This is a genomic window from Nitratireductor thuwali (genome assembly GCF_036621415.1).
In the GTDB taxonomy this organism is placed as follows: Bacteria; Pseudomonadota; Alphaproteobacteria; order Rhizobiales; family Rhizobiaceae; genus Chelativorans; species Chelativorans thuwali.
In genome coordinates, this window is sequence record NZ_CP030941.1 from 3,577,501 (window position 1) to 3,595,363 (window position 17,863).

Genomic DNA, 17,863 nt, shown 5'->3' on the forward strand with positions numbered 1-17,863 from the left:
GCGTCAGGCGATCTTACCGCCGCCCTGCTTGGTGACGACGAGCAAGGACGGGCGCACCGGCAGCTTCTCGTCGAAATCCGGCCAGCGGGTCGCCGGGTTCTCGAAAGTGGCTAACCCCTCGTCGCCCGGATGCTGCACGGCGAGGAACAGCGTCTCGCCGCTCGGCGTGAAGTAGGGACCGCACATTTCCGCGCCCACGGGAACGCGGAAGAAGAGCTTGGACGTGCCCCGCGCCTCGCCGTCCGTGTCGACGGCCCACAACCCGTCGGCACGTCCGGTTTTGCTCTGGCTGTTGCCGTCGGTGGAGACCCACAGCCTGCCGTCCGCGTCGATGGCGCAGTTGTCGGGCATGCCGAACCAGCCGTTCTCGCTGGTGGCAGGGGAGAATGTCGCGCCCACCTCGGCAATGGACGGATCGCCGCATTTGAGCAGGATTTCCCATGTCGACCTGGTCGAAGCGAAATCGCCGTCCGTTTCGGTGATCTCGATGATATGGCCGAAGGCATTGTCCGGGCGCGGGTTGGCCGCGTTGACTTCGTCGGCCTTGCGCCGCGTGTTGTTGGTCAGCATGCAGTAGACCTTGCCGGTCGCGGCGTTCGGCTGCACGTCTTCCGGGCGGTCCATCTTGGTGGCGCCCAGAAGGTCGGCCGCCCGCCGCGTCTCGATCAGAACGTCCGCCTGGCTTTCGAACCCGTTCTGCGCCGTCAGCGGGCCCTCGCCATGGACCAGCGGCAGCCACTCCATCGTGCCGTCCTCGTCGAAGCGCGCGACATAGAGCGTGCCTTCGTCGAGAAGGTCGAGATTGGCGCTGCGGTCGTCCGGGTTGAAGGTGCCGGCCGTGACGAACTTATAGACATAGTCGAAACGCTCGTCGTCGCCCGAATAGCAGACCACGCGGCCATCGCCATTGACGACGGTTTCGCAGCCTTCGTGCTTGAAACGGCCGAGCGCGGTGCGCTTTTTCGGCGTCGAATTGGGGTCCATGACGTCCACCTCGACGATCCAGCCGAAACGGTTCGGCTCGTTCGGTTCCTTCGACACGTCGAAGCGGTCGTGGAAGGAGGCCCAATTGTACCAGCCGCCCGGCGCGCCGACGCGCTTGTAGTTCTCCTCTTCCCGGTGGCCGGCCGGCAGTTCGCCGCCGAAATAGCCGTGGAAGTTTTCCTCCGCCATCAGGTAGGTGCCCCAGGGGGTGACGCCGCCGGCGCAATTGTTCAGCGTGCCGAAGACCTTCGTGCCGGACGGGTCGGCATTCGTCTTCACCCGGTCATGGCCGGCTACCGGGCCTGAAAGCGCCATTTCCGTGTTGACGGTGATGCGGCGGTTGTGGGGGCTGTCGAGCACCGGCTGCCATTTGCCGTTTTCGCCCTTGCGGATCTCGATGACCGTGCCGCCATGGGCGGCCATCTCGATATCGACCAGCTCCCTGGTGTAGTCGCCCATCTCCACCTTGTCGTCGACCACTTTGGCAAGGCCGGGGAACATCAATTCGCCATTGGTGTATTCGTGGTTGACCGCAAGGATGCCGCGATCCTCCGCCCCGTCGAGCGGGATGAAGCCGACATAGTCGTTGTTGTAGCCGAACTGCTTGGCCTGGGCGTCGGCGCTCTGGTTCATCGGATCGAAATCAGGGGCGTCAGGCAGTACCTTGTCGCCCCAGCGCAGCAGAATGTCGGCGTCGTAGCCATCGGCGATATGGTGCGTTTCATCGACGCCGGCGGTCGCCTCGGTGAAGTCGAATGCCGAGGCGGCGGCGGCTTGCGCCTTGCCGGCGAGCAGCGCCATCGGGCTGACGGTCGCGCCGATGGCGGCCACGGCAAGCGAGCCGCCGAGGAAACCGCGGCGCGAATAGCGGCGGTTGATGATATCGCCCATTGTCGGGTTGGACGTGTCGTTGCGGCCGATATCCTCGGACTCCTCGCGGATGTCGGTCGGCGTCTTGATTTCGGTTGGGTCGACGTGCTCGTTCATGTCTGCCTCTCCTCGATGGGGAATATCCACGGAGACGCAATAGGGCGCGTCTATTGCAGCCGCATGACAGCCATGCGGTCCGTGAACAGCCTATTCCGCCGGTGCCAGAACGGGCCTGTCCACAGGCTGCTCCTTGATCGGCCAGTGGACGGCCGCGGCGAACAGGCCCAGCGCCACGCCGAGCCACCAGACGGGATCATAGGAGCCGAACTTATCGTAAAGATAGCCGCCCAGCCAGACCCCCAGGAACGAGCCGATCTGGTGGGAGAAGAACACCAGCCCGCCCAGCATGCCGAGATAGCGCGTGCCGAACATGACCGCGACCAGCGCATTGGTCGGCGGCACGGTGGAGAGCCACAAAAGCCCCATCACGATGGCGAAGATGACGACGGTGGTCGGCGTCTGCGGGAACAAGAGGAACGCGGTGACGGCGACGGAGCGCGCGATATAGATCCAGGCCAGGAAAATGGGCTTGGAATAGCGCTGGCCGATGAAGCCGGAGGCGAGCGAACCGATGATGTTGAAGAAGCCGATCAGCGCCAGCGCGATCACCGCATAGCGCGCATCGATGCCGAGATCGCCGATATAGGCGGGAAAATGGGCGGTGATGAAGGCGACCTGGAAACCGCAGACGAAAAAACCCGAGACCAGGAGAACGAAGCTGCGATGCGCAAAGGCCTCACGCAGGGCGGCGCCGAAGGTCTGCTCCATCTCGACGGCCCTGGGCACGCGCCCGCTGGACGAATTGCCGACCAGTGGAATGGCAAGCAGCGGCACCACCAGCATCGCGATGCCCATATAGACCAGCGTGTCGGACCAGCCGAAAGTGTCGATCAGCGCCTGGCTGATCGGCGCGAAGATGAACATGCCGGCGGAGCCGGCTGCGGTGCCGATGCCGAACACCAGGCTGCGGTTCTCGGCCGTCACGTTGCGGGCAAAGGCGGCAAGCACGATGCTGAAGGAGCCCGACGCGATGCCGAGCCCCACCAGCACGCCGCCGCTGATATGCAGCATCGTCTCGCTCGTCGCCGTGGCCATGAGGATGAGGCCGGCGGCATACAGAAGGCCTGACATGGCCATCACCCGCCAAGTGCCGAACCGATCGGCTATCGCGCCGAAAATGGGCTGCCCCACACCCCAGAGGAGGTTCTGTATGGCCATCGCCAGCCCGAAAGTCGTGCGGTCCCATCCGCGATCCTCCAGCATGGGAAGCTGGAAAAAGCCCATCGCCGAGCGCGGCCCGAAAGTCATCGCGGCGATGATGCAGCCGCAGATCACGATGAGCCACGGAAAGCCGACGGCGGCGGGGCGGGCGGTTGCAGCTTGCGACATGAAGAAGTTCCTCACCTACGGCGCGGCCTTGCGACCGCTGGATGGCGGCACGACCGGATTCATCTCCGACGCCGGCGCAGACGTGCCGCCCCCGAAGCGTCGACAGACGCTATACTAGCCGGGCCGAAAATCCACACAATTGAAATGAATGACGCTCTGGGTTCAACGAAATTGATGCATGGCTTCAACGTTTCGGACCCTTGCCGGATGCGCCATGCACAGGCCGCAAGCGCATCCGGAGGAGCGCTTTCAGCTTTTTCGTGCTGAGATGCGCTTGGGTTGGGGGGCTTCCGCCGGCACGAAGTGCACGTCGCGCTGCGGGAAGGGGATGGTGATGCCCTTGGCGTCGAAGGCTTCCTTCGCGGCCTTGGTGAGATCGAACTGGACCGGCCAGAAATTGCTCGCCGCCGTCCAGTAACGCAGCGTCACCACCACGGCGCTGTCGCCGAGATCCTTGACAAGCACCTCCGGCTCGGGGACCCCCATCACGCGATCATCGCTGCGCGCAAGCTCCATCAGCGTGTCGTGCGCGAGATTGATGTCGTCGCTGTAGCTTATGCCGATATCGAGATCGAAGCGGCGTGTGGGGTTGCGCGAATAGTTGGTGACGGCCTTGTTCCACAGCTCGCTGTTGGGGGCGAGCACATAGAGCCCGTCGAACGTCGTCAGCTCGGTTGCGAACAGGCCGATCTCCTCGATGGTGCCCGCTATGCCGCTGGCATCGACATATTCGCCGACCCGGAACGGCCGCAGGACAAGGAGCATGATGCCGGCGGCGACATTCTGCAGGGTACCCTGGAGAGCAAGCCCGATCGCAAGACCGGCCGCGCCGAGCGCGGCGAGTATGCTGGCGGTCTGGACGCCGAACTGCGCCAGAACCGTGACGCCGACCATGATGAGAACAGCGTATCGAACGACCTTCGAGAGAAAGCGGCAAAGGGTCTGGTCGAAGGTGTGCATCCGCGAAAGCGCACGACCGACCGCGCGCTCCAGATAGCCGGCGACGATGAAGCCGGCGAAGATAAGAATGATGGCGCCTATGACCGAGAAGGCATATTCGACTGCGAATGCGCTGGCTTGTGCCAGCGCGGCTTCGCCCGCGGTCAGCATGGCGGCGGTATCGATTTCCATGTACAAGTCTCCGTTCAACCTTATGGGTTAGGCCAGTCGTTGTCCGCCCGCCTGAGGCCGCAGCCGTTCCCGCGTCATTTCCGCTTCGACGCCGGACTGCTGCAATTCGGCCCTGATGGCGTTTTACGCCAAAGTGGCAAATAAAGCATTGCCACGACGCCCGTCCGACAAATTCTCTGTTCTCCGCCGGCGGCGGCAATGCTAAGAGGGGGCAAATCTATGGGGCCAACCGCCAGCAAATGAGTGCCGACATTCGTCCGGCCCGCGCGTCCGACATCGACGCGCTCGTCACCATCGAGAACACCGTTTTCGATACGGATCGCATTTCGCGGCGTTCCTTCCGTCAGCATGTCGAGAGCGATTCGGCCACACTTCTGGTGGCCGAGGAGGATGCCTCGCTGGCCGGCTATTGCCTGGTGCTCTATCGCAAGGGCAGCGGTGTCGCCCGGCTTTATTCCATCGCCGTTTCCCCGCAAAGCGCCGGCTCGGGCGTCGGGCGCCTGCTGCTCGAGGCTGCCGAACATGCGGCCTATGCGCATGAGCGCCTGGTCCTGCGGCTGGAGGTGCGTGAGGACAACAGCCGCGCCATAGGCCTTTACGAGAAGGCCGGCTACCGCCGCATAGGCAGGGAAGAGGACTATTACGAGGACGGCGCGGCGGCGCTGCGCTACGAAAAGCTACTGCGCGGCCAGGTATCGCCCCATGCCGGCGTGCCCTATTACGAGCAGACGGCGGATTTTACCTGCGGCCCGGCCTGCCTGATGATGGCCAAGGCCCGGTTCGACCCCGCGTTCAAGCCGAGCCCCATCCTCGAGGTAAGGCTGTGGCGGCAGGCCACCACCGTTTTCATGATGTCGGGGCCGGGCGGCTGCGAGCCCTTCGGCCTTGCCGTGGCGGCGGTCGATCTCGGCCTTGCCGCCCGCATCATGGTATCGCGCAAGGGGCCCTTGTTCCTGGATTCGGTGCGCGACGAGGAAAAGCGCCGGGTAATGCGGCTGGCGCAACTCGACTTCCGCAACCGGGCCCGTGCGCTCGCCATACCGGTTTCGGACCGCGCGTTCACGCTGGACGACATCCGCGATGCGCTGCAGCGTGGCGCGCTCGTGGCCGTCCTGATCAGCGGCTATCTGATGTTCGGCAAGAAAGTGCCGCACTGGGTCCTGGCGATCGGCGACGACGGCGGCCATATATTCGTGCATGATCCCTGGGTGGAGGACGAGCGTGGCGAGACCGCCGCCGACGCCGCGAACATTCCGATCCCCCACGCTTCTTTCATGCGCATGGCGCAGTTCGGACGGCGCGGCCTGCGTGCGGCCGTCGTATTGGGAGACATGAAGACACGATGACCTGGGTCATACTTACCGGCCGTCCCGGCGACCTCGACCAGGTGGCCACGCCCCACAAGATCATCACCACCAGGGACTATCTGGCCCACCCGTCGCTGTTTCGCGGCCAGCGCCCGAAAGTCATCAATCTTTCCAACAGCTATGCCTATCAGAGCCGCGGCTACTACGCCTCGCTGCTGGCCAGCTCGCGCGGACACAAGATCATTCCTTCCGTGGAGACGCTGATCGACCTGTCGGCGCGCAAGCTCTACGAGAATTCGTTGCCGGAGCTGGAACAGGCGCTCAACAGGTGCCGGCGCGATGTTGGCGGGACATTTCCTTCATCTGTCTCGATCTTCTTCGGCATCGGCCCCTCGCGCGCCTGGGACCGGTTTGCCCGGCTTCTGTTCGACTGGTTCCGGGCTCCGGCGCTGGAGGTGGCCATCGAGGACGGCGAGTGGGCGACCATCCGCAAGATCGGCTTTCTGCCGCTGGCGCGCATGAAGGCCGATGAAAAGGCGCGCTTCCTTTCCAATCTGGAGACCTATACCAGCCGGCAGTGGCGCGATACGAGGACCCGGACGCCGGCGCGGTACAGCTTTGCCACGCTGATCGACCCTCAGGAGGCCCTGCCGCCTTCCTCGGTCAATTCGCTCAAATACTGGTCGCGCATCGCCGGCAAGATGGGGGTCGAGGTGGAGCCGATCACCCGCAAGGATCTGCCGCGGCTCGCCAATTACGACGCGCTGTTCATCCGCGAGACCACGTCGATCTCCAACCACACCTATCGCTTTGCCCGCCGGGCCCAGCAGGAAGGCATGCCAGTCATCGACGATCCGATGTCGATGATCCGCTGCACGAACAAGGTCTACCTGAACGAGTTGATGACCACGCACCGGGTCCCGGTGCCGCCGACCATGATGATTTCCGGTCCCGCCGACCTGCAGGCGGCAGCCGACACGCTGGGTTTCCCCATCGTCCTGAAGATCCCGGACGGGGCGTTTTCGCGGGGCGTGAAGAAGGCTGCGAACATGGAGGAGCTGAAGCGCCTTGCGGCCACATGGCTCGAGGACTCCGATCTTCTGATCGCCCAGAAGTTCCTTCCGACCGAGTTCGACTGGCGCATCGGCGTTCTTGGCGGCGAGCCGCTGTTTTCGGTCCAGTACCTGATGGCCAAGAAGCATTGGCAGATCGTCAATCACGAAAGGCGCGGCAAGCCGGACGAGGGCGGCTTCCGCAGCTTCACCATCAAGGAAACGCCGCCCGAGGTGATCGACATAGCAGTGCGCGCCGCCCGCTGCATCGGCAACGGCCTTTATGGCGTCGACCTGAAGGAAACGAGCGAAGGCGTTTATGTCATCGAGGTCAATGACAATCCGAATCTCGACCATGGCTGCGAGGATGCGGGCGAGAAGGATGCGGTCTGGGTCAAGCTGACCCAATGGTTCATCGACCGTCTGGATCGACAGGCGCGATAATGAGCGCGCGCTTGCCTATCGTGGCTTGTTCCGCAATTTCTCTATCAGCATGAACCGCGCGAGAAACGCCTTCTGCGCGCGCCGCGCCGGCTGCGGCTTCAGCTCGAGCCTGTCGGCGGAAAAGCCGCGCGGGCGGCCGAAGAAGCGGGCGGCCTCCGCTTCGGCGAATTCGGCCAGGCGCGTTGCCTCGAAGAAGGCGGCGATGCGGTCGGCGCGCTTGATTTCCTGGGCCAACTTGGCCGGCATGTCGGGCGGCAGCGCGAAGCGGAGGTGGATGGCGCGCTGGAGCCGTTTCTCCACCGACTTGTAGTCTTCGCCCAATGTCGCCTTGAACGGCGATATCATGTCGCCGATCACATATTCCGGTGCGTCGTGCAGCAGCGCAGCCAACGCCCAATCGGCCGAGGCGGCCGGGTTGTTGATGCGGAAGATCTCTTCCACCAGCAGCGAATGCTGGGCGACGGAAAAGGCGTGGTCGCCCTTCGTCTGCCCGTTCCAGCGGGCCACCCGGGCCAGGCCATGGGCGATGTCGGCGACTTCGATGTCGAGCGGCGAGGGGTCGAGCAGGTCCAGCCGCCGGCCGGAGAGCATGCGCTGCCAGGCGCGCGGCTTTCCGCTCACCCGTTGCGCCATCAGGCGGTCTCGCCGTTCAAGGAGAAGCCGGCATAGGCCGGCACGCTGAGCGAAACGGGTACATCCCCGGCGGTGATGGGCGCCGCCCGCGCATTGGCTTCGGCCACCCGGTCGACGCGCACGATGGCAAGCCCATCCTGCCCCTCGACGGTTCCCAGCGACCCGGCGGCACGCCCATCGGCCGAAACCGCGGTGCCGGGCGGGGGCAGGGGGCTATCGGCACGCACGATCACCAGCCGGCGCCTTGCCGTGCCCCGGTGCTGCATGCGCGAGACGACTTCCTGGCCGACATAGCAGCCCTTCTTCAGGCCGACGCCGGCATTCTGGTCGAACAGGACGTCGTGAGGAAATGCGTCGCCCAACGCATAGTCCGTGCCGCTTTCGGCCACGCCGTGGACGATCCGCAAACGCTCCCAAAGGCTTCGCTCGTCGCTTGCGGCAGGCGGCGGACCGTAGAGACGGCGGACATTCAGGCTCTGCGGGAAACGTTCGTCGGCGACCCCGTCGCCTGCTGAATCATTTTCCCAGGAAACGGTCACGTGTTCCTGATCCTCAACGGAAATCTGCGCCTTGGCCCTCAGCCGGTAGAGCATAAGGCGCTTGACCAGGTCGTCCGTCACGTCCTTGCGGAAATCGATCCGGAAGCTGTCTTCCCCCGCGCGTGAAACGATGAAGTCGAAGAGGATCTTGCCCTGCGGCGTCAGCAGCGCGCCGGGGCGCGCCTTGCCGGGCGCCAGCGACGACAGGTCGGTGGTGATGATGTTCTGCAGGAAGCTTTCGGCTTCCGGCCCCGCCACGGAAATGACGGCGCGATCTGAAAGATGAATCGTCGGCATGGGGATTTTTTCTCAATCTTGCGGGCAAACTGCAAGGGGGGCGGTCAGCGGCCGCGGCGGGCCCGCAGTTGCGCGGCGATCGCCGCCAGCCTTTCTGCCCCCTTGGCGCTGATTCCGCCGGCCGCATAGTCGCGTCGGACCGCTTCCTCGATGTCTCCGGCGACCCGGTCCAGCGTGCCGGCTTCCTCGTCATGCGTGTCGAAAAGGTTGATCCACCGATCGGTGTCGCGGCCGAATCCCATCAGCCGGTCGAAGGCGTGTTCGGGATCGCGGGAGGAGAATATGCCGATGGCACCGGCCGCGATCGAAAGCGGGCTCATCACGACATCGCGGAAACCGTCGGCCAGAAGCTTCACCTGGAAGAGGACGATGCGGCGTATCAGCCGGATGCGGCCGCCGCGGCGGCTGCGCGAGGGCGCCAGATCGGCGGTCTGCGAAAGGCTCGGCGAATGAGGCATGATGGTCCCCTTCCTCAAGGATATGGGCGCTCGGGCGGCCGATGCAAGGCCGGGGCCTGGCGGATCTCAGTCTCCGGCGATGAAGAACTGCCACTGCCCGTCGGGGGTGATGGCGGAGCGGTAGAAGATATAGGCGCCGAAGCTCTTCATGTCTTCATAGTCGCCAGCCGTCACCAGCGTGAAAAGCTCGACCCGCTGCCTGTCCGTCAGCTCATCGAGCGGAATGGCAAAGAAGTAGGGCCAGACATAGAGCTCATGATCCGTGCCGGGATCGAGATGGACGAAACCGGCCTCCATGACCTCCAGCAGAATGGCCAGGATCTCGTGGCCAAGCTCGTCTCCCGAAACGTCGCGCAGATAGGCCACCGGGTCCTCGACCGGACCGCCGAAGGAAAGCTGGGTGGCCTGGGCTCCCGAGCCCAGCAAGGGGCGCAGCTTCTCGATATCGCCGCTGCGGCAGGCCTCGATGATCAGCCGGCGCATGCGGCGCACCGGCTCCGGCAGCCGCTCGACATCGTAGATGATTTCGGGAAGCTCCTTGCCGAGGCTGGTGTCGGGCCGCGTAAGGTTGCCGGGAGGCTCGTCCCCCTCGGCCGGCGCCGCACCCTCGGGGTTGCCGGGGATGCTCATGGCATCCGGCAGGGGAATGCGGGGGACGGCGGGCTCTTCCTGCGGGCCGGCTTCATATCGCGGAAGCGCATCGCTCAGGGCTGAGGCCGGGGCCGCGCAGCCGCACAGCAGGATCGCTGCCAGGGCGCCGCGCAGGCTCAACCGCCGCCAGGGGGCCGGCCGATGAAAACCTCCGGTGGATGGAGCACGAAACCCTTTGCGCATCGCCGCCGCCCTTCGCGCTGGTGAACCGTCCCCCGTGATACCCAAACCGGGCGGCGATCTCAATGGCAGGTTCGGTCGGTGTAGAAATCGCCCTTGAGCACCCGGTCGCGCATGTGCTCCAGCAACAGAACCAGATTGTCCTCGCCGCCGTTGCGCGCAAGCTCGCTGAGGGCGGTCTGCATGGCGGCTTCGGCGATTATCTCCGGCTCGATGCCCGCCCACAGGCCCTCGGCCCACGCGGCGCTGTGGCTGGCGGCGCAGGTCGTGCGCTTTTCTTCCTCGATCTTGGCTTCGATGTCTTGAATCGTCATATGCATAGGCACTCCACCCGTGGCCCTGGCGCGGCAATGTCCCGTTGCCGCCGGGGCGTCCCAAATGTCCCCCTGCAAAAAGAGATAACATGGCTGGCAGGCAGACGCGGCGATACGCGCCGGACGTGGTAAACGCCGGGTAAATTTCGATGTGCCGGTTCGATTCAATTGCCGTAATGCAGCACGATGTCGCTGGCCAGCTCTTCGCCTTCGGCCATGTAGCGCTCGATGGCGGCAACGGCGTGCTCGGTGCACTGGGTATAGATGTTGGCGAAGGAACGGTAGCCGTGATTGAAGCTGGCGACGAGCTGGGCCCGCCGCTCGTCCGTCGGCGCTTCCGCTTCCAGCAGCGCCTCCATCTGCCCGCGCCAGGCTTCGCCTTCTTCGCCGCAAAGGCGGCGCAGGAAGTGCACCGAGCCCAGAATCTCCGCCAGGCGCATCAACTGCTTGTCGTAGGGCGCTTGTGTCGCGCCGGCCGTAGGCGGCGCAAGCGACAGGAGTGAGGCCGTGCAACAGACAGCGATGGCTCGGGCAAGACGGTTCATGACCGGCATAATTGCCGCTAAGCCGTTCGGGCGCAACATTGTCGAGGCCCTTACGGAAGAGATTCAGTGCTTCCGCCCGAAAGCAGATCCTCGGCGAGCATCAGGGTGGTCCGGGTGATGGGCAGCCGCCGCATGTCCTCGACGACGTACCAGCCGGCGTCCGCCGCATCGTCGCCGGGCCTGGGCTCGCCGCCGCGATATTCGGCGCTGTGGGCGTGCAGGATGAAACGCGGCCCGTCGCCCTCGGGCTCTATCACGAACTCCCGCAGGTGGCGGATTTCGCCTGCCTCCAGCCCTGTTTCCTCCAGCAATTCGCGGCGGACCGCCTCCTCCATCGTCTCGCCTTCCTTCACGCGACCGCCGGGAAAGGCAAGCAGCCCCTTGGCGGGCGCGCGCCCGCGCAGGACCAGGAGGAAGCGACCTTCCTTGCGCATGACCGCCGAAACGGCGTGAATGTCGTGAATGACCATGCTCAGCGTCTTGCCCGCGCCGCCTCCAGCCGTCAACATCGCCGCGACAAACAGTGCATGGAGCCTCAGCGAATATGTGCGGACGATTTCAGCTCGCCGCCACACGGGCGCAGGTGGAGGACGCGATCAAGGTGTTCGACCTCGACGATTTCCCGTTCCGCTACAACATCGCGCCGACCCAGCCCGTTCAGATGGTCGTCGCCGCCGGGCCGCGCGCGCCGGGATCGAATCTTCCCGACCGGCGAGGAATGCTTGTGCGGTGGGGCTTCATTCCCGGCTGGGCGAAAGACGTCAAGGACTTCCCGCTGCTCATCAACGCCCGATCGGAGACCGCTGCCGAGAAGAGCACCTTCCGTGCCGCCATGCGCCACCGCCGGACCCTGGTGCCGGCCACCGGGTTCTATGAATGGAGGCGGGACGGCGCCAAGCGTCCGCAAGCTTTCTGGCTGCGCCCCCGCAATGGCGGCATCGTCGCCTTCGCGGGCCTGATGGAGACCTATAGCGAGCCCGGCGGCAGCGAGATCGACACCGGCGCCATCCTCACAACCGCCGCCAGCGGCGACCTGGAGCACATCCACCACCGCATGCCCGTCGTCGTCAGGCCGGAGCACTTCACGCGGTGGCTCGATTGCGTCGGCAACGAGCCGCGCGATGTGGGCGACCTGTTGCGGCCCGCGGAGCCCGGCTTCTTCGAGGCCGTTCCCATTTCCGACAAGGTCAACAAGGTCGCCAATACCGGTCCCGATATTCTGGAGCGCGTCGAGGAGAGGCCTTCGCACGAGGCGGTCCCGCGCGAGCCGGACGCCCAGCTCACACTTTTCTGAACTGGCCCAGCGGCTTTGGCGTACTGCCGGTTGCAAAACCGCGGACGCTCGGCCAATGACGGCAGCATGAACCCATCCCTTCTTTCCCCCTTCATCTCCGGTCTGCTTCTTGGAGGATCGCTCATCATAGCGATCGGCGCGCAGAATGCCTTCATTCTGCGTCAGGGACTGCTGCGCCGGCACGTCTTCCTGCTCTGCCTGATCTGTGCGCTGTCCGACGCGCTGCTGATTGCGGCGGGGGTGGCGGGACTGGGCACGCTCGTTGCCCGCTCGCCCGTGCTGATCACGGGAGTAACGATCGGCGGCGCGGCTTTTCTGTTCGGCTACGCAGCGCTGGCGTTTCGCCGCGCGATGCACCCGGATGCGCTGAAGGCCGCGCGCCAGGGGGAGACAAGCCTCAGGGCGGCGGTGGCCACCTGCCTCGCCTTCACCTTCCTCAACCCGCATGTCTATCTCGACACCGTGGTCCTGGTCGGCTCGCTCTCCGGCGCCTATGAAGGCAGCGCGCGCACGAGCTTTGCCGCCGGCGCGATAGCGGCGTCCTTCCTGTGGTTCTACGCGCTTGGTTATGGCGCCAGGCTGCTTCAGCCGCTGTTCGCGAAGCCGCAGGCCTGGCGGGTGCTCGACATCCTGATCGGCATCGTGATGTCGGCGCTGGCGCTCAGCCTATTGACGCGGCTTGTCTGACCGCGCCTTCTGCGGCTTGGCCTTCGAGCAGCACTGGAGCGCCGCATTGATGGCTGCCGGTCCGACCTTGCGGTACTCATCGACCAGGTGAGCCTGATCGGCGCGCTTGTCTTCGGATTTGGTCGCTTGCTGTGCCATTTTTCATTGCCTGGCGTTCGCGTTTCACTGACCGCGCAGATGCTGCGCGATTCCGACGAAATCATGTCTTAAACGCCCAGCGCCGACGTAGGTTCATAGAATTGCGCCAATAAGCTTAACAGTATCTTCACGCTGCGTGGCCGCCCGGCAACAGGCGCCGGGAAGAACGAGGCCAATCCGCGCTTGACGCCGGGCGGCGCGAAGGCGATAAGTCGGGCTATGAAAACGCGGTTGGCCATTATCGGCATTTGCATTATCGGCTAGCGCCGCTCGCTGGTCCGGTCGTTTTCGCTCAATTTCCCCGCACGAAAAACGCCCAGCCAGCGGCCGGCGCATGATTTCGATTGGGATTGGGAATTGATGAGCGAAGCATTCAAGGGACTGCGCATCACCAACACGCTGACGCGGGAGAAGGAGGATTTCATCCCCCTCGATCCGCTGAATGTGCGCATGTATGTGTGCGGACCGACGGTCTACGACTACGCCCATATCGGCAATGCGCGGCCGGCGATCGTGTTCGACGTGCTGTTCCGTCTCCTCCGCCATCTTTATGGCGGGGAGCATGTGACCTATGTGCGCAACATCACCGATGTGGACGACAAGATAAACGCCCGGGCGCTGCGCGACTATCCCGGCCTGCCGCTCAACGAGGCCATCCGCAAGGTGACCGAAAAGACGGCGAACCAGTATCACGAGGACGTCGCCGCGCTCGGCTGCCTGACGCCGACCTACGAGCCCCGCGCGACCGAGTTCGTGCTGCCGCGCCCGGACGGCAAGGCCGACATGGCCAGCCTGATTCAAACTCTCATCGACCGCGGCCATGCCTATGCGGCAAAAGGCGAAATCCTTTTCGACACGAGGTCTATGCCGGACTATGGCGGGCTTTCCAAGCGCAGGCTGGAAGACCAGCAGGCGGGCGCGCGCGTGGCGGTCGAGGATCACAAGAAGAACCCCGCCGATTTCGTCCTGTGGAAGCAGTCCTCGCCCGAGGAGCCCGGCTGGGAGGCGCACTTCACCGTCGACGGCAAGCCGCTCGTCATCCGCGGCCGGCCCGGCTGGCACATCGAATGCTCGGCCATGTCGGCCGCCTATCTGGGCGAGGTCTTCGATATCCATGGCGGCGGCCTCGACCTCATATTCCCCCACCATGAAAACGAGATCGCCCAGTCGCGCTGCGCCCATGGCACCGAAACCATGGCGCGCTACTGGATGCACAACGGCTTCCTGCAGGTCGAAGGCCGCAAGATGTCGAAGTCGGAGGGCAATTTCGTCACCATCAGCGATCTCCTGCACACGGAGGCTTTCGGCGGGCGCAAATGGCCGGGCGAGGTGCTGCGGCTGGCGATGCTGATGACCCATTACCGCGAGCCTATCGACTTTTCGGTGCGCAAGCTGGAGGAGGCGGAAGCCGTGCTCGACGGCTGGTGTGAGTACATGTTCTCCCAACACCTCTCATGGCAAGAAGGCAATCGTCAGTACTATGAGAACGAACTCGCACCTTCTGCCGAGTTTATCGATTGCCTATGGAACGACCTGAGCACACCTGCTGCTTTTGCGGTGATACATAAAATGGTGAAGCAGAAGGATATGGCTTCTGCGCATTTGATGTTCGCATCGCTGCAACTCGTGGGCGTCGTTTCGTTTGACAAGATGCAAAGTTGGGAACGCTACCAAGAAGCGACGGCGGTTCATGAGAAGCTGAACGTAGGTGAGCTAAAGAAGCTGGTCGATCAACGCCTCGCCCTCCTGCGCGAGAAGAACTTCGCCGAGGCCGACAGGATCCGCGACGATCTCTCCGCACAAGGGGTCCAGCTCATGGACTACAAGGACCCGGAAAGCGGCGAGCGGCGGACGAAGTGGGAAGTGAGGCGGTGACCGCGCATCCTGTTGTCGTGAAAACAAAGGAGGTCCAAGCATGATTGATCACATCGGTATCCGCACGGCGGATTTCGAAGTCGCCAAGGCCTTTTACGACAAGGCGTTGGCGCCGCTGGGCGCTTCGCTGCTCATGATCGTGCCGCCGGAATACACCGATGGCGTCAAGGTCGGCGGCTATGGGCGTGACCGGCCCGTCTACTGGCTGAGCGAAGGCAAGCCCGCGAGCGAGCCGAAGCACGTGGCCTTCACCGCTCATAGCCGCGCCGAGGTCGACGCGTTTCACGCGGCGGCACTGGCCGCCGGCGGCAAGGACAACGGCGCGCCCGGCCTGCGGCCGCACTACCACCCGGACTATTACGGCGCATTCGTCATCGATCCCGACGGCAACAATGTCGAAGCCGTGTGCCACAGACCGGAGGAGGCGTAGCTATGACCCTCGACAATCAACCGGTGTTCACGGGCGGCTGCCAGTGCGGCGCGGTGCGCTTTCGCATCGAGGGCGCCCTGGGGGATCCGTCCATCTGTCACTGCCGCATGTGCCAGAAGGCCTTTGGAAATTTCTACGCGCCGCTCGTTTCCGTCCGCGATGCCAAGCTCACCTGGACGCGCGGCGAGCCGAAGCGCTATCGATCGTCGAACCACGTCAAGCGCGGCTTTTGCGATGCGTGCGGAACGCCGCTGACATTCGAAGCGCCCAGTGAGAGCCATGACGGGGTCGCTCTGGCCATCGGCGCCTTCGACCATCCCGAAGAACTCGCGCCGCAGATACAGTGGGGCATCGAGGGCAAGCTGCCCTATGTGGACACGCTTCACACGCTGCCCGGCCAGGAGACGATGGAGGATGCGCAACTGGCGAGCTATCTCGACGACCTCGTCTCCTACCAGCACCCCGACCACGACACGGATCAATGGCCTCCGGAGGACGGACGGTGAGCGCGGAGCCGTTCACGGGCGGTTGCCAGTGCGGTGCGGTCCGCTTTCGCGCCGCACGGCTCGGCCGCCCGTCCATCTGCCACTGCCGCATGTGCCAGAAGCAGTTCGGCAGCTTTTTCGGCGCTTTCGTCACCGCCTTCGAAGACGAACTTGCCTGGACGCGCGGCACGCCGGCCTTTTTCCGGTCCTCCCAGACGGTCGAGCGCGGTTTTTGCGCCCGCTGCGGCACTCCGCTCGCCTACAGGCATGACGGGGGTATCGAGCTTTCCATCGGTTCTTTCGATCATCCGGAAGCGCTGGAACCCAAGGTCCAGGTGAATTTCAGCCGGCGCCTGCCGTGGATCGAGCGTCTGTTCGAAAGGCCGCTCCACGAAAGCGAAGCGATGACGGAGCTGCACGCGTCCGTCATATCCTGGCAGCACCCCGACCACGACACCGATCAATGGCCGCCGGAGCGCCAAACATGAACCGCGAACGCGTCTATCTCTTCGACACCACCCTGCGCGACGGCCAGCAGACGCCCGGCATCGATTTTTCCGTCGAGGACAAGATCGCCATTGCCGGCCTGCTGGACGATTTCGGCATCGACTATGTCGAAGGCGGCTATCCCGGCGCCAATCCCACCGATACGGACTTCTTCGCCAAGAAGCGCACCCGCAGCGCCTCGTTCGTCGCATTCGGCATGACCAGGCGGGCCGGCGTTTCCACGTCCAACGATCCGGGACTGGCCGCGCTCATCCAGTCTTCCGCCGATGCCATCTGTTTCGTAGCCAAGAGCTGGGACTACCATGTGCGCGTTGCCCTCGGCTGCACGAACGAGGAGAATATCGAGTCCATCGCGGCTTCGGTAGGGGCCGCGCTCGCGGCCGGCCGGGAGCCGATGGTGGATTGCGAGCACTTCTTCGACGGCTACAAGGCCAATCCCGCCTATGCGCTCGCCTGCGCCAGGGCGGCCTTTGAGGCCGGTGCGCGCTGGGTGGTGCTGTGCGACACCAATGGCGGGACGCAGCCGGCCGAAATCCGCAAGATCGTCGCCGCCGTAGTCGCCGCCGGCATCCCCGGCGAGCGGCTGGGCATCCACGCCCATGACGACACAGGCCAGGCCGTGGCCAATTCGCTCGCCGCCATCGATGCCGGCGTGCGCCAGGTGCAGGGCACGCTCAACGGCATCGGCGAACGCTGCGGCAATGCCAATCTCATCTCCATCATCCCGACATTGATGCTGAAGCCGGTCTATGCCGACCGGTTCCAGACAGGCATTTCGGCGGAAAATCTTGCCGGCATCTCCCGCCTTTCCCGCGCGTTCGACGAGCTGCTGAACCGCGCGCCGGAACCGCAGGCGCCCTATGTCGGAGCCTCGGCCTTCGCGACGAAGGCCGGCATCCATGCCTCGGCCCTCCTGAAGGAGCCGCAGACCTACGAGCATGTCCCGCCCGAAAGCGTGGGCAACAGCCGCCGGGTCATGATTTCGGATCAGGGCGGCAAGTCCAATTTCGTCGCCGAACTCACGCGCCGCGGCATCGCGGTCGACAAATCCGACCCGCGGCTCGACACGCTGATCGCCATCGTCAAGGAGCGCGAGGCGCAAGGCTATGCCTATGAGGGCGCGGATGCGAGCTTCAACATTCTGGCCCGCCGCACGCTGGGCCGCGTGCCCGACTTCTTCACTGTCGACAGTTTCCGCTGTATGGTCGAGCGCCGTTTCGACGCCAACGGGCAGCTGAAGACTGTGTCGGAGGCGGTGGTCCGGGTGACCGTCGACGGCGAGACGCTGATGTCGGTCGCCGAAGGCCACGGCCCCGTCAACGCGCTCGATATCGCGCTGCGCAAGGATCTGGGCAAGTATCAGGCGGAGATCGCCGATCTGACGCTGGCCGACTACAAGGTGCGCATCCTCAACGGCGGCACCGAGGCGGTCACCCGCGTGCTGATAGAATCCCAGGATGGCGCGGGAAACAGGTGGTGGACGGTCGGCGTTTCCGACAACATCATAGATGCCTCATTCCAGGCGCTGATGGATTCGATTATCTACAAGCTCGTCACCAACCGCGAAAAGGCCGGCCTTGCGGCCGAATGATC

The 17,863-nt window shown here is 64.5% G+C and carries 20 protein-coding genes; 9 read left to right on the forward strand and 11 right to left on the reverse strand.

Annotation, left to right across the window (positions count from 1 at the left end; genetic code table 11):
• Positions 1-3 precede the first annotated feature (3 nt).
• The 3 genes from NTH_RS17300 to NTH_RS17310 form a co-directional block, all read right to left on the reverse strand.
• Positions 4-1,971, reverse strand: coding sequence for a PhoX family protein (locus tag NTH_RS17300; protein ID WP_338531184.1), 1,968 nt, complete (start codon positions 1,969-1,971; stop codon positions 4-6).
• A gap of 90 nt (positions 1,972-2,061) precedes the next feature.
• Positions 2,062-3,303, reverse strand: a complete 1,242-nt coding sequence (locus NTH_RS17305) for an MFS transporter (protein WP_338531185.1) — start codon at positions 3,301-3,303, stop codon at positions 2,062-2,064.
• A 249-nt stretch (positions 3,304-3,552) separates the two neighbouring features.
• Positions 3,553-4,434 (reverse strand): mechanosensitive ion channel family protein, encoded by an 882-nt coding sequence (locus tag NTH_RS17310; RefSeq protein WP_338531186.1) that lies wholly within the window; start codon positions 4,432-4,434, stop codon positions 3,553-3,555.
• A gap of 239 nt (positions 4,435-4,673) precedes the next feature.
• Between NTH_RS17310 and NTH_RS17315 the strand changes: the two genes are divergently transcribed.
• Both NTH_RS17315 and NTH_RS17320 read left to right on the forward strand, forming a co-directional pair.
• Positions 4,674-5,780 (forward strand): GNAT family N-acetyltransferase/peptidase C39 family protein, encoded by a 1,107-nt coding sequence (locus NTH_RS17315; protein ID WP_338531187.1) that lies wholly within the window; start codon positions 4,674-4,676, stop codon positions 5,778-5,780.
• The gene (locus NTH_RS17320; RefSeq protein WP_338531188.1) at positions 5,777-7,237 is read left to right on the forward strand and encodes a RimK family protein; all 1,461 of its coding nucleotides are present in this window, start codon (positions 5,777-5,779) and stop codon (positions 7,235-7,237) included. The genes NTH_RS17315 and NTH_RS17320 overlap by 4 nt, the downstream gene beginning before the upstream one ends.
• Positions 7,238-7,252: 15 nt before the next feature.
• On the opposite strand, the gene NTH_RS17325 is transcribed toward NTH_RS17320, so the two are convergent.
• From NTH_RS17325 to NTH_RS17355, 7 genes are all read right to left on the reverse strand, one after another.
• A complete protein-coding gene (locus NTH_RS17325) occupies positions 7,253-7,870 on the reverse strand; it encodes an HD family hydrolase (protein ID WP_338531189.1) in 618 nt (205 codons plus the stop codon).
• Positions 7,870-8,706 (reverse strand): YgfZ/GcvT domain-containing protein, encoded by an 837-nt coding sequence (locus tag NTH_RS17330; RefSeq protein ID WP_338531190.1) that lies wholly within the window; start codon positions 8,704-8,706, stop codon positions 7,870-7,872. Before NTH_RS17330 ends, NTH_RS17325 begins: the two co-directional genes overlap by 1 nt.
• 44 nt (positions 8,707-8,750) lie before the next feature.
• A complete protein-coding gene (locus NTH_RS17335) occupies positions 8,751-9,164 on the reverse strand; it encodes a hypothetical protein (protein ID WP_338531191.1) in 414 nt (137 codons plus the stop codon).
• Positions 9,165-9,230: 66 nt separating this feature from the next.
• Entirely contained in the window at positions 9,231-9,794 is a 564-nt protein-coding gene (locus tag NTH_RS17340) for a cytoplasmic protein (RefSeq protein WP_338531192.1), read from the reverse strand.
• Between the two features lie 263 nt (positions 9,795-10,057).
• The gene (locus NTH_RS17345; RefSeq protein ID WP_338531193.1) at positions 10,058-10,309 is read right to left on the reverse strand and encodes a hypothetical protein; all 252 of its coding nucleotides are present in this window, start codon (positions 10,307-10,309) and stop codon (positions 10,058-10,060) included.
• Between the two features lie 164 nt (positions 10,310-10,473).
• Positions 10,474-10,854: a TIGR02301 family protein gene (locus NTH_RS17350; RefSeq protein ID WP_338531194.1), complete on the reverse strand. Its 381-nt coding sequence runs from the start codon at positions 10,852-10,854 to the stop codon at positions 10,474-10,476.
• Between the two features lie 50 nt (positions 10,855-10,904).
• Complete coding sequence (locus NTH_RS17355) at positions 10,905-11,363, reverse strand: NUDIX hydrolase (RefSeq protein ID WP_338531195.1); 459 nt, start codon at positions 11,361-11,363, stop codon at positions 10,905-10,907.
• A gap of 35 nt (positions 11,364-11,398) precedes the next feature.
• Between NTH_RS17355 and NTH_RS17360 the strand changes: the two genes are divergently transcribed.
• Together NTH_RS17360 and NTH_RS17365 are read left to right on the forward strand one after the other, a co-directional pair.
• On the forward strand, positions 11,399-12,148 hold the full coding sequence (locus NTH_RS17360; protein WP_338531196.1) for an SOS response-associated peptidase: 750 nt from the start codon (positions 11,399-11,401) through the stop codon (positions 12,146-12,148).
• Between the two features lie 66 nt (positions 12,149-12,214).
• On the forward strand, positions 12,215-12,835 hold the full coding sequence (locus NTH_RS17365; protein WP_338531197.1) for a LysE/ArgO family amino acid transporter: 621 nt from the start codon (positions 12,215-12,217) through the stop codon (positions 12,833-12,835).
• On the opposite strand, the gene NTH_RS17370 is transcribed toward NTH_RS17365, so the two are convergent.
• The gene (locus NTH_RS17370; RefSeq protein WP_338531198.1) at positions 12,815-12,973 is read right to left on the reverse strand and encodes a hypothetical protein; all 159 of its coding nucleotides are present in this window, start codon (positions 12,971-12,973) and stop codon (positions 12,815-12,817) included. The genes NTH_RS17365 and NTH_RS17370 overlap by 21 nt on opposite strands.
• A gap of 360 nt (positions 12,974-13,333) precedes the next feature.
• Between NTH_RS17370 and cysS the strand changes: the two genes are divergently transcribed.
• The 5 genes from cysS to cimA are packed head-to-tail and all read left to right on the forward strand — an operon-like array spanning position 13,334 to position 17,861.
• Positions 13,334-14,848 (forward strand): cysteine--tRNA ligase, encoded by a 1,515-nt coding sequence (cysS, locus tag NTH_RS17375; RefSeq protein WP_338531199.1) that lies wholly within the window; start codon positions 13,334-13,336, stop codon positions 14,846-14,848.
• A 40-nt stretch (positions 14,849-14,888) separates the two neighbouring features.
• Entirely contained in the window at positions 14,889-15,278 is a 390-nt protein-coding gene (locus tag NTH_RS17380) for a VOC family protein (protein WP_338531200.1), read from the forward strand.
• Between the two features lie 2 nt (positions 15,279-15,280).
• On the forward strand, positions 15,281-15,784 hold the full coding sequence (locus NTH_RS17385) for a GFA family protein (protein WP_338531201.1): 504 nt from the start codon (positions 15,281-15,283) through the stop codon (positions 15,782-15,784).
• Complete coding sequence (locus NTH_RS17390; protein ID WP_338531202.1) at positions 15,781-16,251, forward strand: GFA family protein; 471 nt, start codon at positions 15,781-15,783, stop codon at positions 16,249-16,251. Before NTH_RS17385 ends, NTH_RS17390 begins: the two co-directional genes overlap by 4 nt.
• Positions 16,248-17,861, forward strand: coding sequence for a citramalate synthase (gene cimA / locus NTH_RS17395; RefSeq protein ID WP_338531203.1), 1,614 nt, complete (start codon positions 16,248-16,250; stop codon positions 17,859-17,861). Before NTH_RS17390 ends, cimA begins: the two co-directional genes overlap by 4 nt.
• Positions 17,862-17,863: the final 2 nt, after the last annotated feature.

Excerpts from the sequence above, each read along its gene's own strand:
- NTH_RS17300 (WP_338531184.1), bottom strand. The coding sequence starts at position 1,971 with ATGAACGAGCACGTCGACCCAACCGAAATCAAGACGCCGACCGACATC.
- NTH_RS17305 (WP_338531185.1), bottom strand. The coding sequence starts at position 3,303 with ATGTCGCAAGCTGCAACCGCCCGCCCCGCCGCCGTCGGCTTTCCGTGG.
- NTH_RS17310 (WP_338531186.1), bottom strand. The coding sequence starts at position 4,434 with ATGGAAATCGATACCGCCGCCATGCTGACCGCGGGCGAAGCCGCGCTG.
- NTH_RS17315 (WP_338531187.1), top strand. The coding sequence starts at position 4,674 with ATGAGTGCCGACATTCGTCCGGCCCGCGCGTCCGACATCGACGCGCTC.
- NTH_RS17320 (WP_338531188.1), top strand. The coding sequence starts at position 5,777 with ATGACCTGGGTCATACTTACCGGCCGTCCCGGCGACCTCGACCAGGTG.
- NTH_RS17325 (WP_338531189.1), bottom strand. The coding sequence starts at position 7,870 with ATGGCGCAACGGGTGAGCGGAAAGCCGCGCGCCTGGCAGCGCATGCTC.
- NTH_RS17330 (WP_338531190.1), bottom strand. The coding sequence starts at position 8,706 with ATGCCGACGATTCATCTTTCAGATCGCGCCGTCATTTCCGTGGCGGGG.
- NTH_RS17335 (WP_338531191.1), bottom strand. The coding sequence starts at position 9,164 with ATGCCTCATTCGCCGAGCCTTTCGCAGACCGCCGATCTGGCGCCCTCG.
- NTH_RS17340 (WP_338531192.1), bottom strand. The coding sequence starts at position 9,794 with ATGAGCATCCCCGGCAACCCCGAGGGTGCGGCGCCGGCCGAGGGGGAC.
- NTH_RS17345 (WP_338531193.1), bottom strand. The coding sequence starts at position 10,309 with ATGACGATTCAAGACATCGAAGCCAAGATCGAGGAAGAAAAGCGCACG.
- NTH_RS17350 (WP_338531194.1), bottom strand. The coding sequence starts at position 10,854 with ATGAACCGTCTTGCCCGAGCCATCGCTGTCTGTTGCACGGCCTCACTC.
- NTH_RS17355 (WP_338531195.1), bottom strand. The coding sequence starts at position 11,363 with ATGTTGACGGCTGGAGGCGGCGCGGGCAAGACGCTGAGCATGGTCATT.
- NTH_RS17360 (WP_338531196.1), top strand. The coding sequence starts at position 11,399 with ATGTGCGGACGATTTCAGCTCGCCGCCACACGGGCGCAGGTGGAGGAC.
- NTH_RS17365 (WP_338531197.1), top strand. The coding sequence starts at position 12,215 with ATGAACCCATCCCTTCTTTCCCCCTTCATCTCCGGTCTGCTTCTTGGA.
- NTH_RS17370 (WP_338531198.1), bottom strand. The coding sequence starts at position 12,973 with ATGGCACAGCAAGCGACCAAATCCGAAGACAAGCGCGCCGATCAGGCT.
- cysS (WP_338531199.1), top strand. The coding sequence starts at position 13,334 with ATGAGCGAAGCATTCAAGGGACTGCGCATCACCAACACGCTGACGCGG.
- NTH_RS17380 (WP_338531200.1), top strand. The coding sequence starts at position 14,889 with ATGATTGATCACATCGGTATCCGCACGGCGGATTTCGAAGTCGCCAAG.
- NTH_RS17385 (WP_338531201.1), top strand. The coding sequence starts at position 15,281 with ATGACCCTCGACAATCAACCGGTGTTCACGGGCGGCTGCCAGTGCGGC.
- cimA (WP_338531203.1), top strand. The coding sequence starts at position 16,248 with ATGAACCGCGAACGCGTCTATCTCTTCGACACCACCCTGCGCGACGGC.